23 protein-coding genes are annotated in these 25,269 nt (G+C 57.0%); 15 read left to right on the top strand and 8 right to left on the bottom strand.

Going from position 1 to position 25,269, the window contains the following annotated elements; all coding sequences use genetic code 11:
- The 4 genes from ACR0KC_RS01075 (at window position 1) to ACR0KC_RS01060 (ending at window position 3,940) form a co-directional block, all read left to right on the top strand.
- On the top strand, window positions 1–759 hold the full coding sequence (locus ACR0KC_RS01075) for a DeoR/GlpR family DNA-binding transcription regulator (RefSeq protein ID WP_170563120.1): 759 nt from the start codon (window positions 1–3) through the stop codon (window positions 757–759).
- An 89-nt stretch (window positions 760–848) separates the two neighbouring features.
- Window positions 849–1,211, top strand: coding sequence for a DUF3302 domain-containing protein (locus ACR0KC_RS01070; protein ID WP_170393336.1), 363 nt, complete (start codon window positions 849–851; stop codon window positions 1,209–1,211).
- Between the two features lie 21 nt (window positions 1,212–1,232).
- Window positions 1,233–2,378, top strand: a complete 1,146-nt coding sequence (locus tag ACR0KC_RS01065) for an HlyD family secretion protein (RefSeq protein ID WP_170393337.1) — start codon at window positions 1,233–1,235, stop codon at window positions 2,376–2,378.
- Between the two features lie 11 nt (window positions 2,379–2,389).
- On the top strand, window positions 2,390–3,940 hold the full coding sequence (locus tag ACR0KC_RS01060; protein ID WP_480704595.1) for an efflux transporter outer membrane subunit: 1,551 nt from the start codon (window positions 2,390–2,392) through the stop codon (window positions 3,938–3,940).
- Between the two features lie 3 nt (window positions 3,941–3,943).
- On the opposite strand, the gene mprF is transcribed toward ACR0KC_RS01060, so the two are convergent.
- Together mprF and ACR0KC_RS01050 are read right to left on the bottom strand one after the other, a co-directional pair.
- Complete coding sequence (gene mprF / locus ACR0KC_RS01055) at window positions 3,944–6,550, bottom strand: bifunctional lysylphosphatidylglycerol flippase/synthetase MprF (protein ID WP_480704594.1); 2,607 nt, start codon at window positions 6,548–6,550, stop codon at window positions 3,944–3,946.
- A gap of 91 nt (window positions 6,551–6,641) precedes the next feature.
- Entirely contained in the window at window positions 6,642–7,070 is a 429-nt protein-coding gene (locus ACR0KC_RS01050; RefSeq protein ID WP_170393340.1) for an Lrp/AsnC family transcriptional regulator, read from the bottom strand.
- An 86-nt stretch (window positions 7,071–7,156) separates the two neighbouring features.
- Here ACR0KC_RS01050 and rocF point away from each other — a divergent pair, with 86 nt between their 5' ends.
- The 3 genes from rocF to ACR0KC_RS01035 are packed head-to-tail and all read left to right on the top strand — an operon-like array spanning window position 7,157 to window position 10,047.
- Window positions 7,157–8,077 carry an arginase gene (gene rocF, locus ACR0KC_RS01045; RefSeq protein WP_170801112.1) on the top strand — a complete coding sequence of 307 codons (921 nt, stop codon included), beginning with the start codon at window positions 7,157–7,159 and terminating at the stop codon, window positions 8,075–8,077.
- Window positions 8,077–8,997: a citrulline utilization hydrolase CtlX gene (gene ctlX / locus ACR0KC_RS01040; RefSeq protein WP_480704591.1), complete on the top strand. Its 921-nt coding sequence runs from the start codon at window positions 8,077–8,079 to the stop codon at window positions 8,995–8,997. The genes rocF and ctlX overlap by 1 nt, the downstream gene beginning before the upstream one ends.
- 6 nt (window positions 8,998–9,003) lie before the next feature.
- The gene (locus ACR0KC_RS01035; protein ID WP_480704589.1) at window positions 9,004–10,047 is read left to right on the top strand and encodes an ornithine cyclodeaminase; all 1,044 of its coding nucleotides are present in this window, start codon (window positions 9,004–9,006) and stop codon (window positions 10,045–10,047) included.
- A gap of 50 nt (window positions 10,048–10,097) precedes the next feature.
- Here the strand turns inward: ACR0KC_RS01035 and ACR0KC_RS01030 are convergent, their stop codons facing one another.
- Genes ACR0KC_RS01030 through ACR0KC_RS01020 form a run of 3 tightly spaced genes read right to left on the bottom strand, consistent with a single transcriptional unit; the run spans window position 10,098 to window position 13,210 of the window.
- Complete coding sequence (locus ACR0KC_RS01030; protein WP_170393344.1) at window positions 10,098–11,501, bottom strand: TRAP transporter large permease; 1,404 nt, start codon at window positions 11,499–11,501, stop codon at window positions 10,098–10,100.
- 3 nt (window positions 11,502–11,504) lie between these two features.
- Window positions 11,505–12,134, bottom strand: coding sequence for a TRAP transporter small permease subunit (locus tag ACR0KC_RS01025; RefSeq protein ID WP_480704587.1), 630 nt, complete (start codon window positions 12,132–12,134; stop codon window positions 11,505–11,507).
- A gap of 59 nt (window positions 12,135–12,193) precedes the next feature.
- Window positions 12,194–13,210 carry a C4-dicarboxylate TRAP transporter substrate-binding protein gene (locus tag ACR0KC_RS01020; RefSeq protein ID WP_170405200.1) on the bottom strand — a complete coding sequence of 339 codons (1,017 nt, stop codon included), beginning with the start codon at window positions 13,208–13,210 and terminating at the stop codon, window positions 12,194–12,196.
- Window positions 13,211–13,618: 408 nt separating this feature from the next.
- On the opposite strand from ACR0KC_RS01020, the gene acs reads away from it, so the two are divergent.
- The 8 genes from acs to ACR0KC_RS00980 all read left to right on the top strand — a co-directional run bounded on the left by acs (window position 13,619) and on the right by ACR0KC_RS00980 (window position 23,011).
- Window positions 13,619–15,583, top strand: coding sequence for an acetate--CoA ligase (gene acs, locus ACR0KC_RS01015; protein WP_170405196.1), 1,965 nt, complete (start codon window positions 13,619–13,621; stop codon window positions 15,581–15,583).
- A 7-nt stretch (window positions 15,584–15,590) separates the two neighbouring features.
- Window positions 15,591–16,274 (top strand): adenylate kinase, encoded by a 684-nt coding sequence (locus tag ACR0KC_RS01010; RefSeq protein ID WP_480704584.1) that lies wholly within the window; start codon window positions 15,591–15,593, stop codon window positions 16,272–16,274.
- 182 nt (window positions 16,275–16,456) lie between these two features.
- The gene (locus tag ACR0KC_RS01005) at window positions 16,457–16,741 is read left to right on the top strand and encodes a DUF4212 domain-containing protein (RefSeq protein WP_010439512.1); all 285 of its coding nucleotides are present in this window, start codon (window positions 16,457–16,459) and stop codon (window positions 16,739–16,741) included.
- Between the two features lie 5 nt (window positions 16,742–16,746).
- Window positions 16,747–18,531: a sodium:solute symporter family protein gene (locus tag ACR0KC_RS01000; RefSeq protein WP_170393349.1), complete on the top strand. Its 1,785-nt coding sequence runs from the start codon at window positions 16,747–16,749 to the stop codon at window positions 18,529–18,531.
- Window positions 18,532–18,639: 108 nt separating this feature from the next.
- Complete coding sequence (locus tag ACR0KC_RS00995) at window positions 18,640–20,463, top strand: DUF294 nucleotidyltransferase-like domain-containing protein (RefSeq protein ID WP_480704582.1); 1,824 nt, start codon at window positions 18,640–18,642, stop codon at window positions 20,461–20,463.
- A 27-nt stretch (window positions 20,464–20,490) separates the two neighbouring features.
- Window positions 20,491–21,009: a hypothetical protein gene (locus tag ACR0KC_RS00990; RefSeq protein WP_170393351.1), complete on the top strand. Its 519-nt coding sequence runs from the start codon at window positions 20,491–20,493 to the stop codon at window positions 21,007–21,009.
- A 2-nt stretch (window positions 21,010–21,011) separates the two neighbouring features.
- Window positions 21,012–22,424, top strand: a complete 1,413-nt coding sequence (locus ACR0KC_RS00985; RefSeq protein WP_170393352.1) for a 3'-5' exonuclease — start codon at window positions 21,012–21,014, stop codon at window positions 22,422–22,424.
- A gap of 86 nt (window positions 22,425–22,510) precedes the next feature.
- A complete protein-coding gene (locus ACR0KC_RS00980; RefSeq protein WP_480771378.1) occupies window positions 22,511–23,011 on the top strand; it encodes a flavin reductase family protein in 501 nt (166 codons plus the stop codon).
- On the opposite strand, the gene ACR0KC_RS00975 is transcribed toward ACR0KC_RS00980, so the two are convergent.
- From ACR0KC_RS00975 to ACR0KC_RS00965, 3 genes are read right to left on the bottom strand one after another with little or no spacing between them, the layout of a single operon-like run.
- Window positions 23,008–23,487 (bottom strand): DUF6505 family protein, encoded by a 480-nt coding sequence (locus ACR0KC_RS00975; protein WP_170801118.1) that lies wholly within the window; start codon window positions 23,485–23,487, stop codon window positions 23,008–23,010. The two genes, ACR0KC_RS00980 and ACR0KC_RS00975, sit on opposite strands and share 4 nt — an antisense overlap.
- Window positions 23,484–24,182: a biotin/lipoate--protein ligase family protein gene (locus tag ACR0KC_RS00970; protein ID WP_480704578.1), complete on the bottom strand. Its 699-nt coding sequence runs from the start codon at window positions 24,180–24,182 to the stop codon at window positions 23,484–23,486. The genes ACR0KC_RS00975 and ACR0KC_RS00970 overlap by 4 nt, the downstream gene beginning before the upstream one ends.
- The gene (locus ACR0KC_RS00965) at window positions 24,179–25,240 is read right to left on the bottom strand and encodes an Mrp/NBP35 family ATP-binding protein (RefSeq protein ID WP_480771377.1); all 1,062 of its coding nucleotides are present in this window, start codon (window positions 25,238–25,240) and stop codon (window positions 24,179–24,181) included. Before ACR0KC_RS00965 ends, ACR0KC_RS00970 begins: the two co-directional genes overlap by 4 nt.
- Window positions 25,241–25,269: the final 29 nt, after the last annotated feature.

The following is a 25,269-nucleotide window of genomic DNA, read 5'->3' as shown; positions in this document are numbered from 1 at the left end:
ATGTCACTATCATTTCGCCAATCGGACATTCTTTTAGTCGCCGAGAAAGAGGGCCGCGTTACTGTCGAAGGGCTGGCCGAGCGTTTTCAGGTGACGGTTCAAACCATTCGCCGTGACCTGACTGAACTGTCAGAAGCTGGTAAGTTGGATCGGGTTCACGGGGGTGCCGTTCTGCGTTCTGGCGTTTCTAATATTGGATACGAAGACCGGCGCGCCCTGAACCATGAAGCCAAGACACGCATCGCTGAACGCTGCGCGGCCGACATCCCCGAGGGCAGCTCGATCTTTATGAACATAGGCACCTCGACCGAGGCCGTTGCCCGCCAATTGCTGAAACACAAAAACCTAATGGTCGTGACCAACAATATGAACGTCGCCAATATCCTGGCCGATAACCCCGATTGCCAGATCGTCGTTGCAGGCGGTGTGCTGCGCAGATCAGATAGTGGGTTGGTCGGGAATCTTGCGGTCTCGACCATCCGCCAGTTCAAATTCGATCACGCGATTATCGGCTGTTCCGCATTGGATGCGGATGGGGATCTAATGGATTTCGATCTCCAAGAAGTACTGGTCAGTCAAACTATCATTGAACAAGCCCGGCAGATCAGCCTAGTAGCGGATGCTTCAAAGTTTCAGCGCACCGCGCCCGCACGCATCGCCTCATTATCCGATGTTGATATGGTTTATACCGATCTACCGCTACCCGGCGACCTCCATCAGAAGTGCATAGATTGGAACACCAAAATTATTGAATGCTGATACATCCTTCCGATCAGCCAGAAAGTGATTGATTAGCTGGACAACAGCGCCCGAGGATGGAACAGTTTCCAACAACAGGAGGCGCGAGCATGGGACTTTTGGGGCAGCCGCTGGGCTACTATGACTATCTGACATTTGTGGCACTTATCTTGCTGCTGGCAGCGGTGATGGCGTTGTTTCTATTCATAATGGGCCTGCCCGGACGTATCGCGATCAAACGCAATCACCCCCATGCCGAAGCGGTCAAGATCATGGGATGGATGGGATTTCTAGCGATTGTCCCTTGGGTGCATGCCTTTATCTGGGCGTTTCACGACGGCGTCACCGTCGACATGCGCCGCGGCCCTGATGAAGAACGCAAGGCCATAAGGGATGAAATCAAGCGTCTGGGAGGCACCGTCAAACCGGAATACCAGGACCCACTTGATACCGACGAAACAAAGCAAGCCTAAGGCCAAAGGAATTCAGCACTCATGTTCGTCGCCCTAGGCATCACGCTTTTCTACATTATTTTTGTCTGGTTCATCTTCTTCAAGGTGCAATGGCTGAAATTCAACATCATGTGGGGGATCGTCTCATTCTGGGTCGGCGCTCATCTGCTGCTGATCTTTTTGGTCGCGCTGCGCTTCTTTCAACCCTTTTCCGTCGACAGCCACGTCGTGCGCTCCACCATCCAGATCGTCCCGCGCCTGACACAGCCCACAATCCTGTCCGAGGTTTTGGTCGAGCCCAACACCTGGGTCACTAAGGGCGATCCGCTGTATAAGTTCGACGACACGGTGTTTTCGCTGGCCGTGGACAAGGCGAATGCACAGCTGGTGGCGGCGCAGCAAAACGCGAAGATCCTTGAACAGGATGTCATCGCCGCTGGTGAAGCGGTCGAACGCGCAAACGCGCAGTTGGCCTATGCGCTGACCGAGCAAGCGCGATACGAGAATCTCGTTCCCGCCGGAGGTGCCCGTCAGGATGAACTAGACCGCTGGAACGAACAGGTCGCGGAAGATCAGGCGAAGATTAAGGAAGCTCAGGCCAATCTTGAGAAGGCCAACCTTGCGTTGGATTCGCAGATCGACGGCGTGAATACCGGCATTATTGAGGCTGAGGCGCAGCTGGCCGAGGCCGAGTATTTTCTCGACAACACAACGATCTATGCCCCCGAAAATGGCATGATCGTTTCGCAACAGGCCCGCCCGGGGATGGTTGTGGGGGAAATTCGTCTGGGTGCCATTGCCAGCTTTGTCACCGAAGAAGACCCCTATATTCTAGCCACTTTCCGCCAGCAGAACCTGAAATTTGTCGAGGTCGGCCAACCAGTCGAAGTTGCTCTGGACCTCTATCCCGGAGAAATTCTGACCGGCAAGGTTGAGGCGGTCTGGTGGGCTACACGTCAGGGCCAATACTTGCCCTCAGGCCGCCTGCCCGGCTTTGAGCTGCCAAAACTGCCCGGTCGGATCGCTGTTCAGATCTCGGTCGATGTGCCTGAGGGGCATACTTTTCCTGCAGGTGGCCACGCTGCGGTGGCGATTTACACCGGCATGGGAAAAAGCTTTGAATTTCTGAGGCGCATCAACATTCGCCTCTATTCCTTCGCCAACTTCATCCGGCCACTGGATATCTGAGGATGCGTACGATGACACTCCGCCGGTTGTTAGGCACTGCCCTTTGCGCCGTTACCCTCACCGCCTGTACGCCAGTGGGGCCTGATTTTGTGCGCCCCAACTCTCCGGTCGTGAAGCAATGGATGGAGGTCAACAACCCCAGCGCGGGCCAGAGCGGCCTGACCTCACGCAGCGCTCCGGTTGTGCGCTGGTGGGAAACGTTTAATGATCCGACGCTGAACAAGCTGATCGCCGAAGCCTATGCGCAGAACCTGACCTTACAGGTCGCAGGTGCCCGCGTACTTCAGGCCCGCGCGCAGCTTGGTATCGCATTCGGAGAGCTCTACCCGCAATCGCAGGCCGTGGGCGGTTCGCTCCAACGCCGACAGATCAGCGACAATCTTGGGCCGATTTCGGACATCCGGCGGATTATTCCCTTGGACACCGAATTCTCGACTTCGCAAGTTGGGTTTGATGCGCAATGGGAACTGGACGTATGGGGCCAGCAACGTCGCGGCGTACAGGCCGCGCGATCGAACCTGGCACTGCAGGTTGCTAATTATGACGACGCACTGGTCACGCTGACCGGGGACGTAGCGGCGCTTTATATCAACATCCGTTCGTTGCAAGAGGCTCTGCGCATCGCGCGGGAAAACATCACGATTCAGCAGGCATCGGCAGACCTCACTCAGCTGCGCTTCAACAACGGCGTTACAACCGAGTTGGATGTGCAGGAATCGACTGCCCTGCTCAACAACACCAAGGCACTCGTGCCCGAGTTGGAAAGCGATATCCAACAAGCCAAGAACGCACTGGCGGTTCTGTTGGGCAAAACCCCTTCCCAGATGACTGGCTTGATCGGCAATTCAGGCCGAATTCCAACAGGGCGCAGCAACGTGGCCGTTGGTGTGCCCGCCGAATTGCTGCGGCGACGGCCTGACGTCCGCGCCGCCGAGTTGGCGGCAGCCACCCAATCGGCGCAGGTCGGGATCGCGTTAGCTGATCTCTATCCGCAGTTCATTCTGTCGGGCGCGATCGGTTTGCAGGCCTCGGGTGGGCGCGATCTGTTCAGCACCAACAGCGCCACAGGATTGGCTAGCGCAGGCGTTGTCTGGAACGTCCTGAATTATGGCCGCATCAAGAACAATGTCCGCGCGCAGGATGCCGCCTATCAAGCGTTGATCGCCAACTATCAGAATACTGTTCTAACCGCGTATTCCGAGGTCGAAAGCGCGATGGTTGCTTACGCACAGGCGCGCAAACAGGTCACCTTTTATCAGCGCAGCGTCGAAGCTTCGCGCAAGGCGGCTGAAATCGCGGTCGATCAGTACCGAGACGGCATCGCCAGCTATTCGCGTATCCTGAACACGCAGACCGCGCTATTACGATCGCAGGCGAACCTGATCGAGGCCCGGCAGGAGGTCTCTTCGAATCTGGTCGCGATCTACAAAGGTCTGGGTGGTGGTTGGCAGATTCGGCAGAATCAGGAATTCCTACCCGAGACGGTGCTGGCCGAGATGGCCTATCGCACCGATTGGGGTGATCTGTTGGAGAAAACGCCAACACGCGCCAGCTTGAACTGAGGCCTATTTCGTCAACCCGCGCAGGCCACCCGAGATCAGGATGTTAACTTCGTAGAGGATACGTGGCGCGGCCAACCCGCCGGGGCTGGCCAGATAGTTGGGGCTCCATTCCGGATCGAATTTCTGCTTGAAGGCGCGCAGGCCTTCGAAGTGGTAGAATTGTTCGCCATGTTCATAAACGAACCCACCGATCCGATTCCAAAGCGAGGCCAGCTGCCGGTTTTCGATCCCTGAAAATGGCGCTGCGCCCAGTGAGAACCAGTGGAATCCCTGCTCGGACCCCCAGACCATCATCTCAGCAAACAGCGCATCCATGACAAAGCTGGGGCTGTCCGGTTCATAACGCATCAAATCCAGAGACAGTTCGGATTTGTTTCCGCCTTGAAACAGGTTCGCAAAGGCCATGATCTTGCCCGTCTCATCCCGCAGAACCGCATGGTCGAAATAAGAAAGGTAGGCATCATCAAAGCCGCCCAAGGCAAAACCCTTTTCCTCACCTGCCTTTTGCGCCAACCAATCGTCCGAGATCTGACGAAGTTCGGGCAACACCGGTGCAAGCTGTTCCTTGGGAATAATTTCGAACTTGTACCCCTCACGCTCGGCCCTGTTCTTCGCCTGCCGGAACCGTTTGCGCGATTTTCCGTCCAGCGAGAAATTCTGCAGCGGTACGCGGGCCACTTCTCCGATCTTCAGGATCGATAGGCCGAGGTCCAGGAATGTCGGCAGATATTTGGTCGATACACTGTAAAACGCACAAAGCTTGCCTTCGCGATCGGCCATTTCTCGCAATTGCCAGATCAGTTGCTGCCCCGCTTGCTCATCACCCACAGGCTCTCCTTTGGTGATCAGCGCATTGCCAGTATCGGCATAGGCAAGGAATGCGGTTTCGTCAGGCGAGATCAGGAATTGCTTATCACCCGTCAGTGAAATCTGAGATTCGGTGTCTTCGCACTCCATCACCAGCCGTTCAACAACTTCGGGGATTTCAGTCCTAACCGGCGCGGGGATTTCACGGCCGAACAGCGAGTTCACCGCCACGATGCCAACGATCACGGCCACCACGAGGCTGGACCGCAGGAATCGCGAGGCGTCTCCACTCCAGGCAAAGTCCCACCACAGCGCGTTTTGATATTCGACATGAGAATAAGCGAACAATCCGATCCAGAAAATCACCGCCAGCAACGCGACGACGCTGACCAGCCAAGGGATATTTAGCCGAAAGATAGATGCACCGCTTACCCGGTAAAACGCACCCCGAAACATCGCCAAAAGGCCAATCGTGAACAGCAATGAAAGGGCTTCATGCGTATCAAGCCCTTTGGCGAGCGAGGCGAAGAAACCTGCCACCATCAAAAGCATGGCAACAACCCATGCCCGATAGAGCTTGCGGAATAGGCCACGTGAGACAAGTAGCAGTAGGACACCCACGGCGCTGCCTGCAAGATGAGATGCCTCGACAAATGACAAAGGCAAAACCTCTCGCAGTACGCCAAGGTTCTGCGTACTGGAAGGCAAAGCCCCTGAAACCAACAGGATAACTCCTGCCACAGCCGCGACGCCGGCAGCCACCATCGGGACAATGGGGCGAATTGCGCGATAGACCCAAGTAACCGCGCCCCCGATGCGATGGCGCTGTGTCAGCACCGACGCGACCGCGATCGACAGGCTGGCGATGGCAAACGGAAGGAACGTATAGACCAGTCGGTAGAGCAGAAGCGCAGCGATCACATCAGACCGGCCCGACGCCCCTAGACCAGCGATCAGAGTGGCTTCGAACACACCGATTCCACCCGGTGCATGGCTAAGGATACCCACCGCTATTGCGCCTATATAGACCGCGAAGAAATACGGGTAGCCAACCCCCAGATCGTCCGGCATGAGCACATACAGCGCCATTGAAGCGCCGAACAGATCGCCTACCGCCGCGATTGTCAGCAGACTTGCCAGCTTGCCGCCCGGCAGGTTGAACCCAAACCCGCCATAGGCCAATCGCCGCCCTCCGCTTGAAAGCCAGACAAACAAGACCGCAAGCCCCGCCAACATGCTCAGACCGATCACAGTTTCCGTCGTTTCACTGATCGGCAGGACCTTGGAAATGCCATCCGGGTGTATTGTAAGCAACAGGCCCAAAAGCAGGATCAGTCCCATCCAGAACGCCACCCAAGAGGTCGCGATCACCCCGGCCACGCGGCCAAGATCAAGCCCCAGCGACGCATAGATACGGTATCGGATCGCGGTGCCGGTGATATAGGAGAATCCCAGGCAGTTCGATACCGCATAGCCGCTTGCTCCGGCCATCCCTGCGACGGGCAAAGGCACTTTTCCATCGGCGACGCTCTGCACGGCAAGCACATCGTAGAACGAAAGCGACAGAAAACTGAAAGCCGTCCAGCACATCGCAAAAAACATGAATTTCCATGGTTTCGCTGCGATATCGCTTTGGATATCTGACCATTTCACATGCGCAGAGAGGTCATGCAGAACCGCAAGCGCGATTCCTGTAATCAGCAACGGAACCGCAATCTTGACCAGCGGCTTTTCCAACAGCCCTGTCACATACTCGGCCAGACGTACGGCGCGTGTCTCTTCCGTTGTCGGCTGTGTCGTCATTCCGTTCGCCCCTGCCCCGCGATCCTCAGATCAGTGTCAATTCAAAGCTTTGCACGAATTTTCCATCCGGCAAAGGGCCTAGGCCAACGCGTCACGAGCGTCCCTTGCGTGTCGAGAGCAACAGATTGGTCTCAGATCGTGTAACGCCCTCCATCCGACGGATCTGGAACAGGACTTCATCAAGCTCATCCAGTGTATCGGTTCCGATCTCTGCGATCAGATCCCAACTTCCATTGGTTGAGTGCACCGCCCGAACCTGACGCATCGCAGCGATCCGCGATCTGATCCGCTCGGTCCCGCGGCCTGCGATCTCAAGCATCATCAATCCACGAACAGGGCTTTCCGATACGCCCTGCCGTGTCACAACGGTAAAGCCGACGATTTCGCCAGACTGCTGAAGCCGCTTTAGTCGGCTGCGCACGGTTGTTCGGGTCACTCCGAGCAGTTCAGCCAGCTCCGACAACGATGCCCGAGCGTCCCTGTGCAGTGCGTTCAATAAGCGATTGTCCAGTTCGTCCATGCGTGATTACCAAATCGGAATTAGCTAATTCACTTTGACCAATTTGATCTCTTTTCTCAACTCATATCGTATCGATAGATAGACTTATGAGCAAAATGAACATCATTCTCGCCGGAGCGCCGATGGATGCCGGCAAACACCGCCAAGGCTGTCGGATGGGTCCAGATGCCTATCGGGTCGCGGGTCTCGCCCAAGCGCTGTCAGATCTCGGGCATTCTGTGTCGGACATCGGTGACACGCGACCAGATGCCGTCGACATGTCGGAAGACACCCATCTGTTCTCTTTACCGGAATGCGTTGGCTGGACACAGGCGCTAAGCCGCACGGCTCAGGAAGCCGCGCTTGAAGGCCTTCCCATTTTCATGGGCGGTGATCACGCCCTGTCGATGGGCACAGTGGCAGGAATGGCGGCACATGCGGACCGTATCGGGCGCCCTCTGTTCGTGCTCTGGTTAGATGCACATAGTGATTTCCATACGCCCAGCAGTACGGCCAGCGGCAATTTGCATGGAACGCCGGTCGCTTATTTCACTGGCCAGTCAGGCTTTGACGCCTTTCCACCGCTGATATCGCCGATCCCAACGGATCGCGTCGGTATGATTGGTTTGCGCTCGGTCGATCCCGCCGAACGCGCGGCATTGGAAAAAGATCACGCGATGCTCGCCGATATGCGCAGCATCGACGAGCACGGGATCAAGACACCCCTACTGGCCTTCCTTGACAAAGTGCGCGAAGCAAACGGCATCCTGCATGTCTCGCTGGATGTAGATTTCCTTGACCCGTCGATCGCACCAGCCGTCGGCACCACTGTCCCCGGCGGTGCCACCGAACGTGAGGCCCATCTGGTCATGGAATTGCTGCATGAAAGCGGTCTCGTTTGTTCGCTGGATCTAGTTGAACTGAACCCATTCCTGGATGAGCGCGGCCGAACCGCAAAACTGATGGTCGATCTTGCAGCCTCGCTTATGGGTCGTCGCATCTTCGATCGCCCAACCCGGAGCTTCTGATGATTTCTCTTCAATCTCCTTCAGCTGTCGTGATGGTGCGCCCCCATGCATTTGCGTCAAATCCAGAGACCCGCGACGACAATGCGTTTCAAACATTGGCAAATCGATCTGCTGCAGCGACGTCTGCTGCCGCGCGGGATGAGCATGACAAAGCAGTAGAACAGCTTCGCGCTGCTGGTGTGACCGTTCATGTGTTTGACGACGAAGGCGAACGTGACACACCCGACAGCGTGTTCCCAAACAACTGGTTTTCGACCCATCCAGGCGGTCATGTCGCTGTTTATCCGATGTTCGTTCCATCGCGCAGACGCGAAAGACGCTCAGATGTAATTGAGTTACTGAAGCGGGAATATCGAGTGCAAGACGTCATCGACTATTCCGGCCTCGAACAGGACGACCTCGCGCTTGAGGGCACGGGCGCAATGGTTCTGGATCACGTGGGCCGTATTGCCTACACTGTTCGATCCAACCGCGCCGATCCGGTGTTGTTGGAGCGTTTCTGTACGCATTTCAACTATGAGCCGATTGCCTTTGATGCAAAGGACGCTGAAGGCCGTGATGTCTATCACACCAATGTTCTGATGGGGATCGGGACGCACTACGCGCTGATTTGTTTGGACATGATTTCCGACCCGGAACGCCGCGCAACAGTTCGGGCACGGCTGGAAGAATCTGGGCGGACTGTCATCGATCTGTCCCATGAGCAGATTGCAGATTTTGCAGGAAACGCGATTGAGCTTAGTGGCAATGATGGTCTTGTCCTGGCGTTGTCCAGCCGAGCGCTTCAGGCTCTTACACCTGCTCAAGTCGCGAACATCGAAGCCAGTGCAACTCCGCTGCCGCTCTCGGTTCCCACAATTGAAACAGCCGGTGGATCCGTACGTTGTATGATCGCTGGTATCCATCTTTCCCGCCGATAGGAGTCTTTGATGCAACCTTCTGATAAGGCCCTCGTGCCGTTTGTATCCGTCGACAACATGATGCGTCTGGTCCACCACATCGGGGTCGAACAGATGATCACGCAGATTGCCGCGCAGATCGAATCCGATTTTAAACGCTGGGAGAGCTTTGACAAAACGCCCCGCATCCCGGCCCACTCACCACATGGGGTGATCGAATTGATGCCAACCTCGGATGGTGAGGCATACGGGTTCAAATACGTCAACGGGCATCCCAAAAATACGTCTGAGGGCCTGCAGACCGTTACCGCGTTTGGCCTGCTGGCTGATGTCTATACCGGTTACCCGACATTGTTGACCGAAATGACGATGTTGACTGCTTTGCGGACAGCGGCAACCTCTGGGCTGGTCGGCAGATACCTCGCGCCCGAATCCGCAACGACGATGGCGATGATTGGAAACGGCGCGCAATCCGAGTTCCAGTGCCTGGCCTTCAAAGCCATGTGCGGGATCGATACGGTCCGACTCTACGACACAGACCCGAACGCGACGGCGAAATGTGCAGCCAATCTGCAGGGCAAAGGGCTGACCGTCGTGCCATGTAAAACACCTGAGGACGCGATCGAAGGCGCTCAGATCATAACGACCTGCACTGCCGATAAGAAATACGCGACCATCCTGACCGACAACATGGTTGGCCCCGGCGTCCACATCAACGCGATCGGAGGGGATTGCCCCGGCAAGACCGAACTGCACCGCGACATTCTTTTGCGGTCGGAGATCTTTGTAGAGTACCCCGAACAAACGCGGATCGAAGGTGAGATTCAGGCTCTGGAGGATGATCACCCTGTCACCGAGATGTGGGAAGTTTTGACCGGCCAAGCCACAGGGCGCACCGATGATCGACAGATCACGTTGTTCGACAGTGTCGGCTTCGCGATCGAGGACTTCTCGGCACTACGTTACATCAAAAGCGCGATTGAAGGCACTGATTTCTATGAGGCATTGGATATGCTGGCAGACCCTGACGACCCAAGGGACCTGTTTGGGATGTTGATGCGGGCAGGATAAAGAACCCGCACTTCTAAAACTGTGCCCCGGCCTTTGGCCGGGGCTTTTTCTTATCCCGCAAGCGATGGCAGGTATAGAACAATCCCTGGAAAGGCCACCAGCAGTGCGATGGTAAGTGCATCGGCAATGAAGAACGGCGTTACCCCTTTGAAGACATCCTGAACACTAAGATCAGGCCTCACGCCTGCGACAACAAAACAGTTTAGACCAATAGGAGGTGTGATCAGGCAGAACTCGGCCATTTTGACCACCAAGATACCAAACCAGATCGCACACATCGGCCCGGACATACCAAAGGCGCTGTCTGCTGCGCTGACGGCCTCGCCTCCGTTCAGGGCCATAACGGCGGGATACACAACCGGAAGTGTCAAAAGCAACATACCGATCGCATCCATGAACATGCCCAGCACTGCGTAGGCCAGCAGGATGCAAATGAGGATCAACATAGGCGACATTTCGAGCGAAGTGATCCAGTCGGAAAACGCCCCCGGCAGATCTGCGAAACCAAGAAAGCGCACGTAGATCAAAACACCCCAAATAATCGCGAAAATCATGGCGGTCAGTTTGGCGGTTTCAAGCAAGGCCGATTTGAACTCGGGCCAACGCATGCCGTGGATCAGGGCAAAGCAGAACACGATGAAGGCCCCGATGGCCCCGCCCTCGGTCGGGGTGCCCCAAGCCTTGTCGCCGAAGGGGTTATAGACAAAGCAGATGATGATGAGGATCACCGCCACAATGGGCAGTGCGCCCGGAAGTGCAGCAAATCGTTGTTTCCAGGTAAACCCGGTGACCGGCGGTCCGACGGACTTGAAGATCACGGCGATACCGACGATCAGTAAGCCATAGATCACCGCCGAAAACGCGCCGGGGATGAAGCCTGCGAGCAGCAGTTTTCCCACATCCTGTTCGACAATAATGGCGTAAATCACAAGGATCGCGGATGGGGGGATTAGCGAGGCCAAGGTCCCGCCAGCGGCAACCACACCGGCGGCGAAACGTTTATTATACCCGACGGCCAGCATTTCAGGGATGGCGATGCGCGCAAAGACGGCTGATGTGGCGACCGATGCACCTGATACGGCGGCGAAACCGGCGGTCGCAAAAATCGTTGAAACGGCCAACCCGCCAGGCACCCATGCCACCCAGCGTTTTGCTGCCTCAAACAAGGCGCGGGTCAGGCCAGCGTAGTAGGCTAGATAGCCGATCAGGATGAATGTTGGGATCAGGCTCAGCGTATGAGACGCCACCTTGGAATGTGGCACCTGGCCAGCCGTTTTGACGGCCACCGTCAGTGCCTTACCAAACCGCTCGGGATCATACCCAAACTTTGCCCAGAATATCCAAACAAGGCCAACCAACCCTGCCAGACCTGCAGCAAATGCCACCCGCATGCCAGTGACGACAAGAACCAACAGTCCGGCAGTGACCCAAAGGCCGATATCAATCGTGTCCATGGGTCAGTTACGTCCTTCGAATTGTTCGGCCTCGGCTGCAGCCTGTGCGGCGGCATCCTGTATCAGCGGTACGGCCACCGGTGCCTCGAGCCCCAGCATGAAGGCGCGTCCATAGCCCCAGACCTGCAAGATTAGCCGGGCGCACAGCACCGAAAAAGCAACGGGTGCCAGCAGCTTGGCTGGCCAAATAGGAATCCCGATATCAATCGAGCTGTCGCGGCTCCACATCGGAGCGCCGAAGTCAAAGGACCGGTCAAAGTGGGACCAACTACCCCAAACCAGCGCCAGCATCAGCAGCAGTATCAACAGAACCGAGATCAGCTCGAACAACCACAGCGCCCGCCCTTTCAGACGCGAGATAACGATATCCATTCGGATATGCCCGCCATCACGTTGCACAAACGAGATACCCAGAAACGCGATCAGGGGCATCGCCTGTTCAATCCAGTCAACATATCCGGGCAAAGGCGCGTTTAACGCGTTTCGGCCGCTGACTGACACAACAGCCAGCACCATCAGCCCGAAAACCGCGAAACCGCTCATCAGCGCCATAAAACGCTCTAGACGTAACAAACGGTGATCCAACCGGCTTAGAAGACTGCCATCCTCAAGCACCGTGGCATGTCCTGCCATCTCAGCATTCCTTTGATTGAAGGAGATGCCGGGTGCCTAATGACACCCGGCTGTGGCGATCAGTTACCGCCGCGCTGCTGTTGCAGTGTCGATTGCACAAGATCATAAAGATCCTGCGCAGGCAGACCCTGGGCGGTCATGTCTTCGATCCACTTCGCGCGAATAGGATCAGCGGCTTTGGCGCGAAACTCCTCAAGCACGGCATCGTCAATCTCGACCTTTTCAACGCCTTTCTCTGCCAGCACGCCATCCCACTTTTCAAGCAGTCCACCGTAGTTGGCCAGATAGTGATCGATAGCCTCATCAATCGAGCTGTCCAGCGCTTCGCGATGTTCGGCAGGCAGCGCTTCATAAGCGTCGATATTCACCACCACCGGACAGTTTACCGTTCCAGGATTCAGATTGGCCGTCCACCAGTCAGCTTCGTTGATCGTCCCGAATGACAAATGCGCATGCTGAGCGAAGGCCACGGTATCGACCACGCCAGATTCCATCGCATTATAGGCTTCGGTCGCGGGCACGGACGTAGGTACGCCACCAACCGCTTCAAATGCTTGCCCCAAACCGCCAGTGGCGCGTACGCGCATACCGTCGAACTCGGCAAGCTCATCACGAGGGTCACCGGTACCGACAAGGTTATATTGAGGCATCGGTGAAGTCATGATGATGCGCGCGTTCCACTGCGCCATCTCGTCCTTGACTGCTGGATGATCATAGACTGCGTGGCTGACGGCCACCTCTTCATCCAATGTGTTTACGCCAAGGAAGGGCAGTTCCAAAACGGTGATCGCGCGGTTCTTATCACGGTGATAGCCCGCACAGAACTGCGCCATCTCGAACGCGCCAATCTCGATACCATCCAGGTTTTCCTTGGGCTTCGACAATCCGCCATAGCTAACATTGATGGTGAAATCGCCGCCGGTTTTTTCGTTCACCAGTTCAGCCAGTTTCTCAACATGCTCGGTAAATGCGCGGCGCTTACCCCAGACCGAGGCATTCCATTCGGTCGCGGCTGCTTCAGTGACAAACGCCACACTCAGGGCGGCAAAAGCCGCACCGCTCAACATCTTTTTCATAGTGGTATCTCCCTTAGTTGCGCCCCCTGTCGGGATGCTTGATTGTGAAGCTAGCGCCAAGTCTAGAAGCTGCCAACCCCTGCGAGGAGAAGTGGTGTTATCGCCACCAGACTTCGAGATCAAAGTGAAGCTATCGGCCAAAGCCCCAGACACATGCCAATGAGCACTTATGTCATTACAGCTATCTTTCTGATTTAAGGTGTATATTACGCACAATTTCAGAATTATTTACAATGTTAGTGCCGAAAATGAAATTTCTTTACAAAGAAATCCAAGGATTATGGCAATTTATTTATTTCTTTTCTGATCCCCGTATTATTCAACTTGGGGAGGAACCGGATCGACATTGCCTGATCGGCTGGCAAAATCGATCCCATGTAATCCAGTCCAGAGGGAGGAGCCTCAAAGATGACTACCGCTGCCCAGGCAGATGCCAAGACATATCCGCCATCCGCAGAAACTGTCGCCCGTGCGCATGTCGACGCCGACAAATACGCAGATATGTACGCTGCGTCGATCAACAACCCCGAAGCATTCTGGGATGAGCAAGGCAAGCGCGTTGACTGGATCAAGCCTTATACTCAGGTCAAAGACGTCAGCTATGATTTTGGTTCGGTTGGTATCAACTGGTATGCGGACGGCACGCTAAACGTCTCGGCCAACTGCCTTGACCGTCATTTGAATACGCGCGGCGATCAGACAGCGATCATCTGGGAACCAGATGATCCAAACGACGAAGCTCAGCACATTACCTACGCCGAATTGCACCGTCGCACCTGTCGCATGGCCAATATTCTCGAGTCGATGGGCGTGCGCAAAGGTGACCGCGTTGTGATCTACCTGCCGATGATCCCTGAAGCAGCCTATGCGATGCTGGCTTGTGCACGGATCGGAGCAATCCATTCGATTGTATTTGCTGGGTTTTCACCCGATGCGTTGGCAGCCCGAGTCAACGGTTGTGATGCCAAGGTCGTCATCACTGCCGATGAGGCACCACGTGGTGGCCGAAAGACTCCGCTGAAGTCCAACGCAGACGCGGCCCTGCTGCACTGCAAAGACAGCGTGAAATGTCTGGTGGTCAAACGCACCGGTGGGCAGACCACTTGGATTGATGGCCGCGACTATGATTACAACGAAATGGCGCTTGAAGCGGATGACTATTGCGCACCCGCCGAGATGAATGCCGAAGATCCGCTTTTCATTCTCTATACTTCCGGTTCGACCGGTCAGCCCAAAGGTGTCGTCCATACGACCGGCGGTTATCTGGTCTATGCCGCGATGACGCATGAGATCACATTCGACTACCATGAAGGCGACGTTTACTGGTGCACCGCCGATGTCGGCTGGGTCACCGGCCACAGCTATATCGTCTATGGCCCGCTGGCCAACGGAGCGACCACACTGATGTTCGAAGGCGTGCCGACCTATCCGGATGCATCACGCTTCTGGCAGGTGTGCGAAAAGCACAAGGTGAACCAGTTCTACACCGCTCCGACGGCAATTCGCGCTCTGATGGGTCAGGGTACCGAGTTCGTCGAGAAATGCGACCTGAGCGATCTCCGGACGCTGGGCACAGTCGGCGAGCCGATCAACCCGGAAGCCTGGAACTGGTACAATGAAGTTGTTGGCAAAGGCAAATGCCCGATTGTTGACACCTGGTGGCAGACCGAAACCGGCGGTCACCTGATGACCCCCCTGCCCGGTGCGCATGCGATGAAGCCCGGCTCGGCGATGAAACCGTTCTTCGGCATCCAGCCGGTGGTTTTGGACCCGCAATCCGGTGTTGAGATCGAGGGAAATGGCGTTGAGGGTGTTCTGTGCATCAAAGACAGCTGGCCCGGTCAGATGCGCACCGTCTGGGGCGATCATGAGCGGTTCGAGAAGACCTATTTCTCGGACTACAAAGGCTACTACTTCACCGGCGATGGCTGCCGTCGCGATGAGGATGGCGATTACTGGATCACTGGCCGCGTCGATGATGTAATCAACGTCTCCGGCCACCGGATGGGCACGGCCGAGGTGGAAAGCGCGCTGGTCGCCCATGCCGCCGTCGCCGAGGCCGCTGTGGTTGGTTACCCCCATGAAATCAAAGGGCAAGGCATCTATTGCTATGTCACTTTGATGAATGACCGCGAGCCGTCGGATGAGTTGCTGAAAGAGCTGCGCACCTGGGTCCGGACCGAGATCGGCCCGATTGCCTCGCCTGATGTGATCCAGTGGGCCCCCGGCCTGCCCAAGACTCGCTCGGGCAAGATCATGCGCCGAATTCTGCGCAAGATTGCCGAGAACGACTTTGGTTCGCTTGGCGATACGTCGACCCTGGCCGATCCGTCAGTGGTCGAAGACCTGATCGAAAACCGGGCAAACAAGTGAGGATGTGATGGACGCTGCCACGACCATATCCCCCGCTGTTCTGATCCTTCTCGGCCCTCCGGGCGCCGGGAAGGGTACGCAGGCTCGTATGCTTGAAGAGAAGTTCGGGCTTGTACAACTCAGCACCGGTGATCTGCTGCGCGACGCGGTCGCCGCAGGTACCGAGGCTGGTAATGCTGCCAAAGCGGTTATGGAGGCAGGAGATCTTGTCAGCGACGGCATCGTCATCGCGATCCTGCGCGACCGCATGGCAGAACCGGACTGCGACAAGGGCGTCATACTGGATGGTTTCCCCCGGACCACAGTCCAGGCCGAGGCTCTTGATGGTCTGCTCGCGTCTTCAGATCAGAAGATCAACGCGGCCATCAGCCTTGAAGTTGAAGACGCCGAGATGGTGACGCGGATTTCGGGTCGTTACACCTGCGCCGGATGCGGTGAGGGCTATCACGACTCGTACAAGCAGCCCGTCGAAGACGGCAAATGCGACAAGTGCGGACACACAGAATTCAAGCGCCGCGCCGATGACAATGCCGAGACGGTTGCCTCACGGCTTGCTGCCTACCACGCGCAAACCGCACCATTGATTGACTACTATCAAGCCCAAGGTGTGCTGAAAGGCATCGATGCCATGGGCCAGATCGACGACATCGCGCAAGACCTTCAAGGGATTGTCGGCGAGGTCATGAAATAAGGGGAGGAGATAAGCCCTAGGGCTTTGATCCTAAATCAGAATACTTCAATGGACCCGCCTTGGCGGACCAGAGAAGTTATGCCTGACGTCACGGGGCGTTTGGCACAACCGAGAAGCGGCCCACCGCACTGGAGGAGTTGGGCAATGGGCCGCCAATGAGGGAAGCGAAGGAGGAACCCGCGATGGCGGATCATTCAACAAACTCCGCGCAGACTGCCGAAGCCGACAAGGGCTATTGGCAGGCCAACCTGCGCCTCATCTACATCAGCCTCGCGATTTGGGCGCTGGTATCGTTTGGATTCGGCATCCTGCTGCGTCCGCTGCTGTCCGGCATCGCCGTTGGCGGTACAGATCTGGGCTTTTGGTTCGCTCAGCAAGGATCGATCCTGGTCTTTCTGGTGCTGATCTTCAACTACGCCTGGCGCATGAACAAGCTCGACGCTGAGCACGGCGTGGACGAGGAGTAATCGGCATGGATCAGTTTACCATCAACCTGCTGTTTGTGGGCGCGTCTTTTGCGCTTTACATCGGCATCGCGATCTGGGCCCGTGCGGGTTCCACATCAGAATTCTATGCCGCCGGTCGCGGCGTTCACCCGGTCACCAACGGTATGGCGACAGCGGCGGACTGGATGTCTGCGGCCTCGTTCATCTCGATGGCGGGCCTGATTGCCTTTACCGGCTACGACAACTCGACCTTCCTGATGGGTTGGACCGGTGGCTACGTGCTGCTGGCCCTGCTGCTTGCGCCCTACCTGCGTAAGTTCGGCAAGTTCACCGTGTCGGAATTCATCGGCGATCGTTTCTACAGCCAGACCGCACGTATCGTTGCGGTGATCTGTCTGATCGTTGCGTCGGTGACCTACGTGATCGGTCAGATGACCGGTGTTGGCGTGGCCTTTGGCCGCTTCCTCGAAGTGTCCAACACCACTGGTCTGCTGATCGGTGCGGGCGTTGTGTTTGCCTACGCAGTGTTTGGTGGGATGAAGGGCGTGACCTACACTCAGGTCGCTCAGTACTGCGTGCTGATCACCGCTTATACCATCCCGGCCATCTTTATCTCGCTGCAGCTGACCGGCACACCTGTTCCGGCGCTGGGTCTGTTTGGTGACACCGCCAGCGGTGAACCCCTGCTGACCAAGCTGGACGCCATCGTGACCGAGTTGGGCTTCAACGACTACACGGCCCACCACTCGAATACGCTTAACATGGTGCTGTTCACCCTGTCGCTGATGATCGGTACTGCGGGTCTGCCGCACGTCATCATGCGCTTCTTCACCGTTCCCAAAGTGTCTGACGCACGTTGGTCGGCGGGCTGGGCGCTGGTCTTCATCGCTCTGCTGTACCTGACGGCTCCTGCTGTTGGTGCAATGGCGCGCCTGAACATCACCGACATGATGTGGCCCAATGGTGGCATCGAAGGTGGTGCTGTTTCGGTCGAGGAAATCGACAATGATCCGCGTTACGACTGGATGGCCACTTGGCAGAAAACCGGTCTGCTGGATTGGGAAGACAAGAACGGCGACGGCAAGATTCAGTACTACAACGACAAATCCGAGGCGATGACTGCAATCGCCGAAGAAAAAGGCTGGGTCGGTAACGAGCTGACCAAGTTCAACCGCGACATCCTGGTTCTGGCCAATCCTGAGATTGCCAACTTGCCAGGTTGGGTGATTGGTCTGGTCGCTGCTGGCGGTCTTGCGGCTGCTCTGTCAACCGCTGCGGGCCTTTTGCTGGCGATCTCGTCGGCTGTGTCCCATGACCTTGTCAAAGGTGCAATCAACCCGTCGATCTCTGAAAAGGGTGAACTTCTGGCGGCACGGATTGCCATGGCTGTAGCCATCGTGGTTGCAACCTACCTGGGTCTCAACCCTCCGGGCTTTGCGGCACAAACCGTGGCCTTGGCCTTTGGTCTGGCAGCAGCCTCGATCTTCCCGGCGCTGATGATGGGGATCTTCTCGACCCGCATCAACAACACCGGCGCGGTTGCAGGTATGCTGGCTGGTCTGACCGTAACCCTGGTCTACATCTTCCTGCATAAGGGCTGGCTGTTCATTCCGGGCACCAACTCGTTCACCGATGCTGATCCGCTTCTGGGTCCGATCAAGTCGACTTCGTTCGGCGCCATCGGTGCGATGATCAACTTCGGCGTCGCCTACGTCGTTGCCGGTATGACCAAAGAGACTCCGCAGGAGATCAAAGATATGGTCGAAAGCATTCGCATTCCCCGTGGTGCGGGCGCAGCTCAGGATCACTGAGTGGGATGCGGTCGGCGGCTCTTGTCTTCGATCGCATCTTTCGACTTACTGTTCCCGCCCGGCACACCACCGGGCGGGATTTTTTATTCGGAACTCCGGAGAGCGTAAATGCCCCTGTCCCATGACGAAATCACCCGGTTTCTGAAGTCTGTACACCCCTATGACTCGTTGCCCCATGATGCTTTGGACGATCTGGCCAAGCAGATCGAAGTGCGCGAAGTCGATGCCGATGGCAGCATTTACCAGTTGGGCAACGCTCTGCCCGGCGTCTTTGTGATCTATGAAGGACAGGTAGAAATTACCGATGAGAACGGCGCTGTCGTTTCGCATCTGGGATTGCGCAATTCTTTTGGTGAGCGCGGATTGCTGAAGGACGGCAAAGCCGCCACACATGCGCGCGCGCACACGCCGTCAGTGTTGATCGTGTTGCCGCCAGACCTTGTGAAAAACCTGATCGAAGGTCACGATGTGGTGTCCAAGTTCTTTAACCGTTCACGCGGTGGGCGGAGCGGACCGCAAAGCCTGGCTACCAGTGCAATTGATGTGCTGATGGCTCGTGACCCTGCCACCTGCCCGCCCGATACTCCGGTTCAAAACGCCGCGCAGATCATGCGCGACCGCCATATCTCATCGCTTTGCGTGACCGAAGGGGACAGATTGTTGGGTATCGCAACCCTCCGCGATATTTCCGGCAAATACGTCGCCGAGGCGATGCCCGCTGACACCGCGGTTTCGGCGATCATGACCGCCGATCCAATCATTCTTGCCCCGACAGATATCGGCTCGGACGTATTACACGTGATGATGGAACGTGGCATCGGTCATATTCCAATTTCCGAGGCCGGTAAGCTGGTCGGAATCGTAACCCAAACCGACCTCACCCGCTATCAGGCGGTCAATTCTGCCGAGTTGGTAGGACGAATTGCCCGCGCCGACAGCCCGCAAGAGATGGCTCAAGTCACCGCTGAGATACCACAACTGCTGGTCCAACTCGTCGCGGGTGGCAATCGGCACGAGATCGTTACACGGCTGATCACCGACATCGCAGACACTGCGACGCGGCGGTTGCTGGCACTGGCTGAGGCTGAACTGGGTGCGCCGCCAGTGCCCTACTTGTGGCTTGCTTGCGGCTCGCAAGGACGGCAGGAACAGACCGGAGTTTCTGATCAGGACAATTGCCTGATGCTTGATGACAGTGTGGCGGACGGTGATATGGCCTACTTCGCTGCGCTGGCCAAATTCGTCTCAGACGGGCTGGATACCTGCGGTTATTTCTATTGCCCCGGTGACATGATGGCGACCAACCCTCGCTGGTGCCAGCCCGTGCGTGTCTGGCGCGAGTATTTCAATGGCTGGATTGCCAAACCCAACCCCGAGGCGCAAATGCTGGCCTCGGTGATGTTTGACCTGCGGCCCATCGGAGGGTCCTTCGATCTGTTCACAGACCTGCAGGCCGATACGCTGGCGGCAGCCAATGCGAATTCGATCTTTGTAGCGCATATGATCTCGAACTCGCTCAAGCACACCCCTCCTCTGGGCCTGCTGCGTGGATTCGCCACCATACGTTCGGGTGAGCATCGCAATACGCTCGACCTCAAGCATAATGGCGTGGTGCCTGTCGTGGATCTGGCACGCATCTACAGCCTGCAGGGACAATTAACCGAAGCGAACACCCGCGCCCGTCTTAGCGCCGCCGAGGCTGCGGGTGTGCTCAGCGCGTCTGGCGCACGCGATTTACTGGACGCATATGACCTGATCGCTGAGACCCGATTGGAACATCAAGTGCGTCTGGTCAAATCCGGGGATGCACCGGACAATTACCTGCCACCCACTGAATTGTCGGACTTTGAGCGAAGTCATCTCCGCGATGCCTTTGTCGTGGTAAAAACCATGCAATCAGCGGTTGGCCATGGCAAAGGAATGCTAGGTTAAGAAACTGGAAATGAACGGAGAAATCACATGTTTCTGGAACTGATCGGCACGATTTTTGCAGGCTTTGCCTTTGCGGGTGTCGTGATGGTGGTGAACAAGCTGACCGGGGGCCGCTTGCCCAAATGGGCCGCGCCGGTTGCAGCAGGTGCGGGGATGATCGGTATGACGATAACCAGCGAGTATTCTTGGTATGACCGTACGCGCGACCAACTGCCCGACAGCCTCACCATCGTGCAGGAGGTGGAAAGCCGCGCCTTTTATCGCCCTTGGACGTATGCCGTGCCCTTTGTCGACCGCTTTGCTGCGATCGACGCCACATCGGTACGCACCAATGCCAATTTGCCGGACGAGCGTCTGGTCGATCTTTACTTTTTTGGTCGCTGGGCACCGGTCTCGAAGATGCCGGTCGCTGTAAACTGCGCCGAAAACAGCCGCGCCAACCTGGCAGACGGGGCCGAATTCGCCGATGACGGACGTTTGCTGAACGCCAGCTGGATCAAGATCGACGCTGAAGATCCGGTGATCGAGGCAACCTGCGGGGTCTGACTATGTTGAACCATCTGAGCCTGCGCCTGAGGGTGTTCCTGTTCTTCCTATTACTTGCGGCAGGAGGGCTGATCATCAGCACCCTGGCTTTGTGGGTCGGTTATCAGAGGGCAAGTGATCCCGCTCTTATGGATGCGTTCATCTTCGCAGAGATACTGATCGCGTTTGGAATGTTGGCGCTAGTTGCCGGAGTCTGGCTTCTTTTTGATGATAACGTTGCAAAACCAATCGAGCGGCTCTCGGCCCAACTCCGGGCGCGCGCACACGCCGGGGTCAGCACGGATTTGGACCTTCAGGCGGCGCGTTATTTGGGCGATCTGGCCCCAGCCGCCGCTGGACTGGCCGAACAACTGGCTGCCAACGCCATGACCACGGCTGAGGCCGTGGCCGCGGAAACGGCCCATCTGGCATCGGAAAAACAGCGTCTCACCGCGCTGCTGACCGAGATCCCGGTTGCAATGCTTTTGGCCGGACCGAAGCATCAGATCGTTCTATATGACGCGCAGGCGGCTGAGGTGTTGGCACAGATCGCACATCCTCGGCTAAACGCCTCGCTTTTTGACTACCTCGAAGCGACCGGTCTGACGGATTCCTACGCGAAGCTAATCAAAACCGGGAAAGACGTCCATTGCACACTAACCAGTGTCGATGGGCGGCAATCGTATTCTGCCCGTATGAAACCATTGGGCGATGCCCCCGGTTACATGCTGGTCTTCGATGACAGTGCCGCGCAAATCGAACCCGACGCGGCCCGCCCGCTGGTTTACGATTTCGAACTTCTCGACACACCCGGTGACGACGCGTTTGAAGATAGACCCCTGTTGGACCTCTGCTTCGTAGTCTTTGACACCGAAACCACGGGCCTGCTCCCGCATAAGGATGAGATCGTACAGATCGGTGCGGTGCGCGTCGTAAAGGGTAAGATCGTCGAAGGCGAACGGCTTGATACCCTGGTCGACCCCGGCATCCCGATCCCCCCAGCTTCAACCAAAGTGCATAAGGTCAGCGACCGGATGGTTCAGGGTGCGCCTGATATTGCCGAGGCCGGTCGCAGCTTTCACCAATTTGCCCGGGATGCCGTCATTGTTGCCCATAACGCACCATTCGACATGGCTTTCCTGCGCCGCCATGCCGAGCGTATGGGGGTGGAATGGAGCCACCCCATTCTGGATACGGTCCTGCTGTCGGCGGTGCTGTTCGGGGCAAGCGAAACGCATACGCTGGACGCTGTCTGCGAACGGCTTGGCATAACAATTCCCGAAGCCCTGCGTCACACGGCCTTGGGTGATGCCGTCGCGACCGCCGAAGTGCTGGTTCGGATGCTACCGATGCTTACGGCCCGTAATTTGGTGACCTTTGGCGACGTCATCACCGAGACTCGCAAACACGGACGGTTGCTTGAAGACCTGAACTGACCAGAAATTACTACCACCACCGCAGCTTTCCGTAGACAATTCTGGCGTCGCGTGGCACCTGAGACAGGCCCATGTACGAGCGCGCGATGACTGAAAAGACCTTCATTCCCAGCCCCGAGCAAAGCCTTGCCTTTCGCGAGGCCCTGAGCTGTTTCGGCACCGGCGTCACCGTTGTGACCACAAATACCTCCGAGGGCCCTGCAGCAATCACGGTGAACTCATTTGCGTCTGTATCGCTGGACCCGCCGCTGGTCCTGTGGTGTCTTGATCGGGATTCGAACCGGTACGACGCGTTCCACAACTGCGAATATTACGCGATCCACGTTATGGCGCAGGACCAGCACGACCAAGCATTGCAATTCGCGCGAAACGGGTTCGATTTTTCCCATGCGGATTGGCAGGAGGATGACGCCGGGCGCCCCCGACTTGCGGAATGCCTCGCCCGCTTCGATTGCCGTCTTTCGGACCGTCATGAGGCAGGTGACCACCTGATCCTTGTTGGTCATGTTGAACAGGTCATGCATCGCCCAGGTCAGGGGCTGATCTTCAAGCGCGGACAATTCGGCGGCTTCGCCGATCTGATCTAATCGTCCAGCGAGCCGTGGACGGCCAACGCTTCAAGTTGCGTCTCTTGCGGGGTGATCACTCGGAATGCCTCGTGCACCCCTGCCCCCGTCAGCTCGCGGGCGACGGTCAGCAATGTGTTCGGGGCATGATCTTCGCACAGCTCGGACATATGTGAGACTTCGGCCTGCGCCACTTCTAACGCGGCTTCAACCGAAGGCGCGCCGTAGAATTGCACGAAATGCTCGGCCAGATATTGCGTGATTTGGTCAATCTCGGCCTGCTCGACTTGTGTGACGGCAACAAATGTAACGCGCCCGAAGGTTTCAAGCCCCAGCCATCCATTGGCAAAGGCCTGACGCGCCTTGCCTTCCAGATCAGCCTCACTCCAGTTCGAAAACTCGAATCCGCCCGAGATGCTCCATTCACCAGTTCTTGCGGGTGAATGAAACACGTTCATATCGCTTTCATCAAAATGGATAGCACGGGCGAGTTTCATCTGGCGGTCTCCAATAATTCTGTCAGCGGGCGTATATGAGTGTCCGCGCCGTCGCGGATCAGCATACCGAAGCGCTCATCGGTGCCCAGAAAAACACCCCCTTCTCCAATAGGTTCTCCGACACCGCGCAGCAGCCCCATCCACTCAGCGTGAAGCGGCGCGTTACCGTCCTCGTTCCAGCGGTTCAACCAGGTCAACATGTGACGCGACCAGCTCTCGACCAACTGCGTCGCAGAAACCTCGGCGCATCCTTCATCATAGAGCGAGGTAACATCCGGTGTTTCCCCTGGTGCATCGCTGGTTTGAAGCAAGGCCAGTTCCCAACCAACGATCAGCCAATCGGGAACCTCATCCACCTCGGCAGACGACGCTGCAACTTTTATTGTCCCACATTTTGCACCGTTTACACAGATCAGCCCATCCCAACCCAAGTGCACCGCGACCTCGGGTGGGGCCAGCGCGCCCAGCGCATTCTGGAACCCGACAGCACAAAGCGGCAGCATCGCCATAGCATCCCGCAACGGAACCTCGGGCGCGAATACTATCGCAACGCGCAGACGATCCGCCTGAATATTGTGGACCACAGTTCCCGCGTCACAGCCCAGCGCTGCCATCGCCTGGGCCCGCTCGAACGGGTCTTCGCCGGCCTTGGCAGGTTGCCCTTTGAGCAATGGGGGAAAGACCGGCTGGGTCACGCGTTGCCCTTGGCAATCATGTCGCGGGCGATCTTGCGGAAGGCTTCGGCTTGCGGGCTGTCAGGTTTGCTGACCACGATGGGGGCACCCCCGTCGGCGGCAACTCGGATATCCAGATGCAGCGGAATTTCCCCTAGCAATGGCACGCCCAGCGCCTCGGCTTCTGAGGCAACACCGCCATGGCCAAAGACATGTTCTTCGTGTCCGCAATTCGAGCAAATATGCGTCGACATGTTTTCGATCATCCCAACAATGGGCGTCTTGAGTTGGTTGAACATATCGATCCCCTTGCGGGCGTCGATCAAAGCAACATCCTGTGGGGTTGAGACGACAATGGCTCCATCCACTTGAAACTTTTGGCTCAGCGTCAGTTGCACATCGCCGGTTCCGGGGGGCAGATCAACGATCAACACATCCAATGCGCCCCATTGCACCTGACTCATCATCTGCTGCAAGGCGCCCATCAGCATGGGGCCGCGCCAGACAACCGCCTGCCCTTCGTTGGTCATTAACCCCATCGACATCATGGTGACACCGTGATTGCGCAGCGGCAGGATCGTCTTACCATCTGGGCTGGCCGGTCGCCCCGACACACCCAGCATCCGGGGTTGTGAAGGGCCATATACGTCTGCGTCCAACAGGCCTACGCGACGGCCTTCAGCAGCCAGCGCGCAGGCAAGGTTGACCGACACGGTGGACTTGCCCACGCCACCCTTGCCCGACGCAATCGCGATGATCCGGTCCACACCGGGAACGGCCTGTGGTCCGGTTTGCGAGGGCTTTGGCTTGGGCTTCAAATCAGGCGGCGCCTTGTCCGAATGCGCGGTCAACATTGCCGAGACCTTGGAAACACCATCAACCATCTGCGCCGCCTGTTCGGCTGTGGCGCGTACGGGCTCCATCTTCTCGGCCTGTTTGGGATCGATCTCCAGCACAAACCGAACGGTATCGCCTTCAACATTCAATGCACGCACGATACCCGCGCTCACAATATCCTGACCAGAAACCGGATCGGTAATCTTCTTTAAGTTCGCTAGAACTGCATCACGGATGCTCATGCCGTCTTCCCCTTGATCCGCCCCGCGCT

It is taken from the genome of Ruegeria sp. CF3 (assembly GCF_056537365.1).
This window is presented reverse-complemented; position numbering and strand designations above follow the sequence as displayed.

Excerpts from the sequence above, each read along its gene's own strand:
- ACR0KC_RS01075 (WP_170563120.1), top strand. The coding sequence starts at position 1 with ATGTCACTATCATTTCGCCAATCGGACATTCTTTTAGTCGCCGAGAAA.
- ACR0KC_RS01070 (WP_170393336.1), top strand. The coding sequence starts at position 849 with ATGGGACTTTTGGGGCAGCCGCTGGGCTACTATGACTATCTGACATTT.
- ACR0KC_RS01065 (WP_170393337.1), top strand. The coding sequence starts at position 1,233 with ATGTTCGTCGCCCTAGGCATCACGCTTTTCTACATTATTTTTGTCTGG.
- ACR0KC_RS01060 (WP_480704595.1), top strand. The coding sequence starts at position 2,390 with ATGACACTCCGCCGGTTGTTAGGCACTGCCCTTTGCGCCGTTACCCTC.
- mprF (WP_480704594.1), bottom strand. The coding sequence starts at position 6,550 with ATGACGACACAGCCGACAACGGAAGAGACACGCGCCGTACGTCTGGCC.
- ACR0KC_RS01050 (WP_170393340.1), bottom strand. The coding sequence starts at position 7,070 with ATGGACGAACTGGACAATCGCTTATTGAACGCACTGCACAGGGACGCT.
- rocF (WP_170801112.1), top strand. The coding sequence starts at position 7,157 with ATGAGCAAAATGAACATCATTCTCGCCGGAGCGCCGATGGATGCCGGC.
- ctlX (WP_480704591.1), top strand. The coding sequence starts at position 8,077 with ATGATTTCTCTTCAATCTCCTTCAGCTGTCGTGATGGTGCGCCCCCAT.
- ACR0KC_RS01030 (WP_170393344.1), bottom strand. The coding sequence starts at position 11,501 with ATGGACACGATTGATATCGGCCTTTGGGTCACTGCCGGACTGTTGGTT.
- ACR0KC_RS01025 (WP_480704587.1), bottom strand. The coding sequence starts at position 12,134 with ATGGCAGGACATGCCACGGTGCTTGAGGATGGCAGTCTTCTAAGCCGG.
- ACR0KC_RS01020 (WP_170405200.1), bottom strand. The coding sequence starts at position 13,210 with ATGAAAAAGATGTTGAGCGGTGCGGCTTTTGCCGCCCTGAGTGTGGCG.
- acs (WP_170405196.1), top strand. The coding sequence starts at position 13,619 with ATGACTACCGCTGCCCAGGCAGATGCCAAGACATATCCGCCATCCGCA.
- ACR0KC_RS01010 (WP_480704584.1), top strand. The coding sequence starts at position 15,591 with ATGGACGCTGCCACGACCATATCCCCCGCTGTTCTGATCCTTCTCGGC.
- ACR0KC_RS01005 (WP_010439512.1), top strand. The coding sequence starts at position 16,457 with ATGGCGGATCATTCAACAAACTCCGCGCAGACTGCCGAAGCCGACAAG.
- ACR0KC_RS01000 (WP_170393349.1), top strand. The coding sequence starts at position 16,747 with ATGGATCAGTTTACCATCAACCTGCTGTTTGTGGGCGCGTCTTTTGCG.
- ACR0KC_RS00995 (WP_480704582.1), top strand. The coding sequence starts at position 18,640 with ATGCCCCTGTCCCATGACGAAATCACCCGGTTTCTGAAGTCTGTACAC.
- ACR0KC_RS00990 (WP_170393351.1), top strand. The coding sequence starts at position 20,491 with ATGTTTCTGGAACTGATCGGCACGATTTTTGCAGGCTTTGCCTTTGCG.
- ACR0KC_RS00985 (WP_170393352.1), top strand. The coding sequence starts at position 21,012 with ATGTTGAACCATCTGAGCCTGCGCCTGAGGGTGTTCCTGTTCTTCCTA.
- ACR0KC_RS00980 (WP_480771378.1), top strand. The coding sequence starts at position 22,511 with ATGACTGAAAAGACCTTCATTCCCAGCCCCGAGCAAAGCCTTGCCTTT.
- ACR0KC_RS00975 (WP_170801118.1), bottom strand. The coding sequence starts at position 23,487 with ATGAAACTCGCCCGTGCTATCCATTTTGATGAAAGCGATATGAACGTG.
- ACR0KC_RS00965 (WP_480771377.1), bottom strand. The coding sequence starts at position 25,240 with ATGAGCATCCGTGATGCAGTTCTAGCGAACTTAAAGAAGATTACCGAT.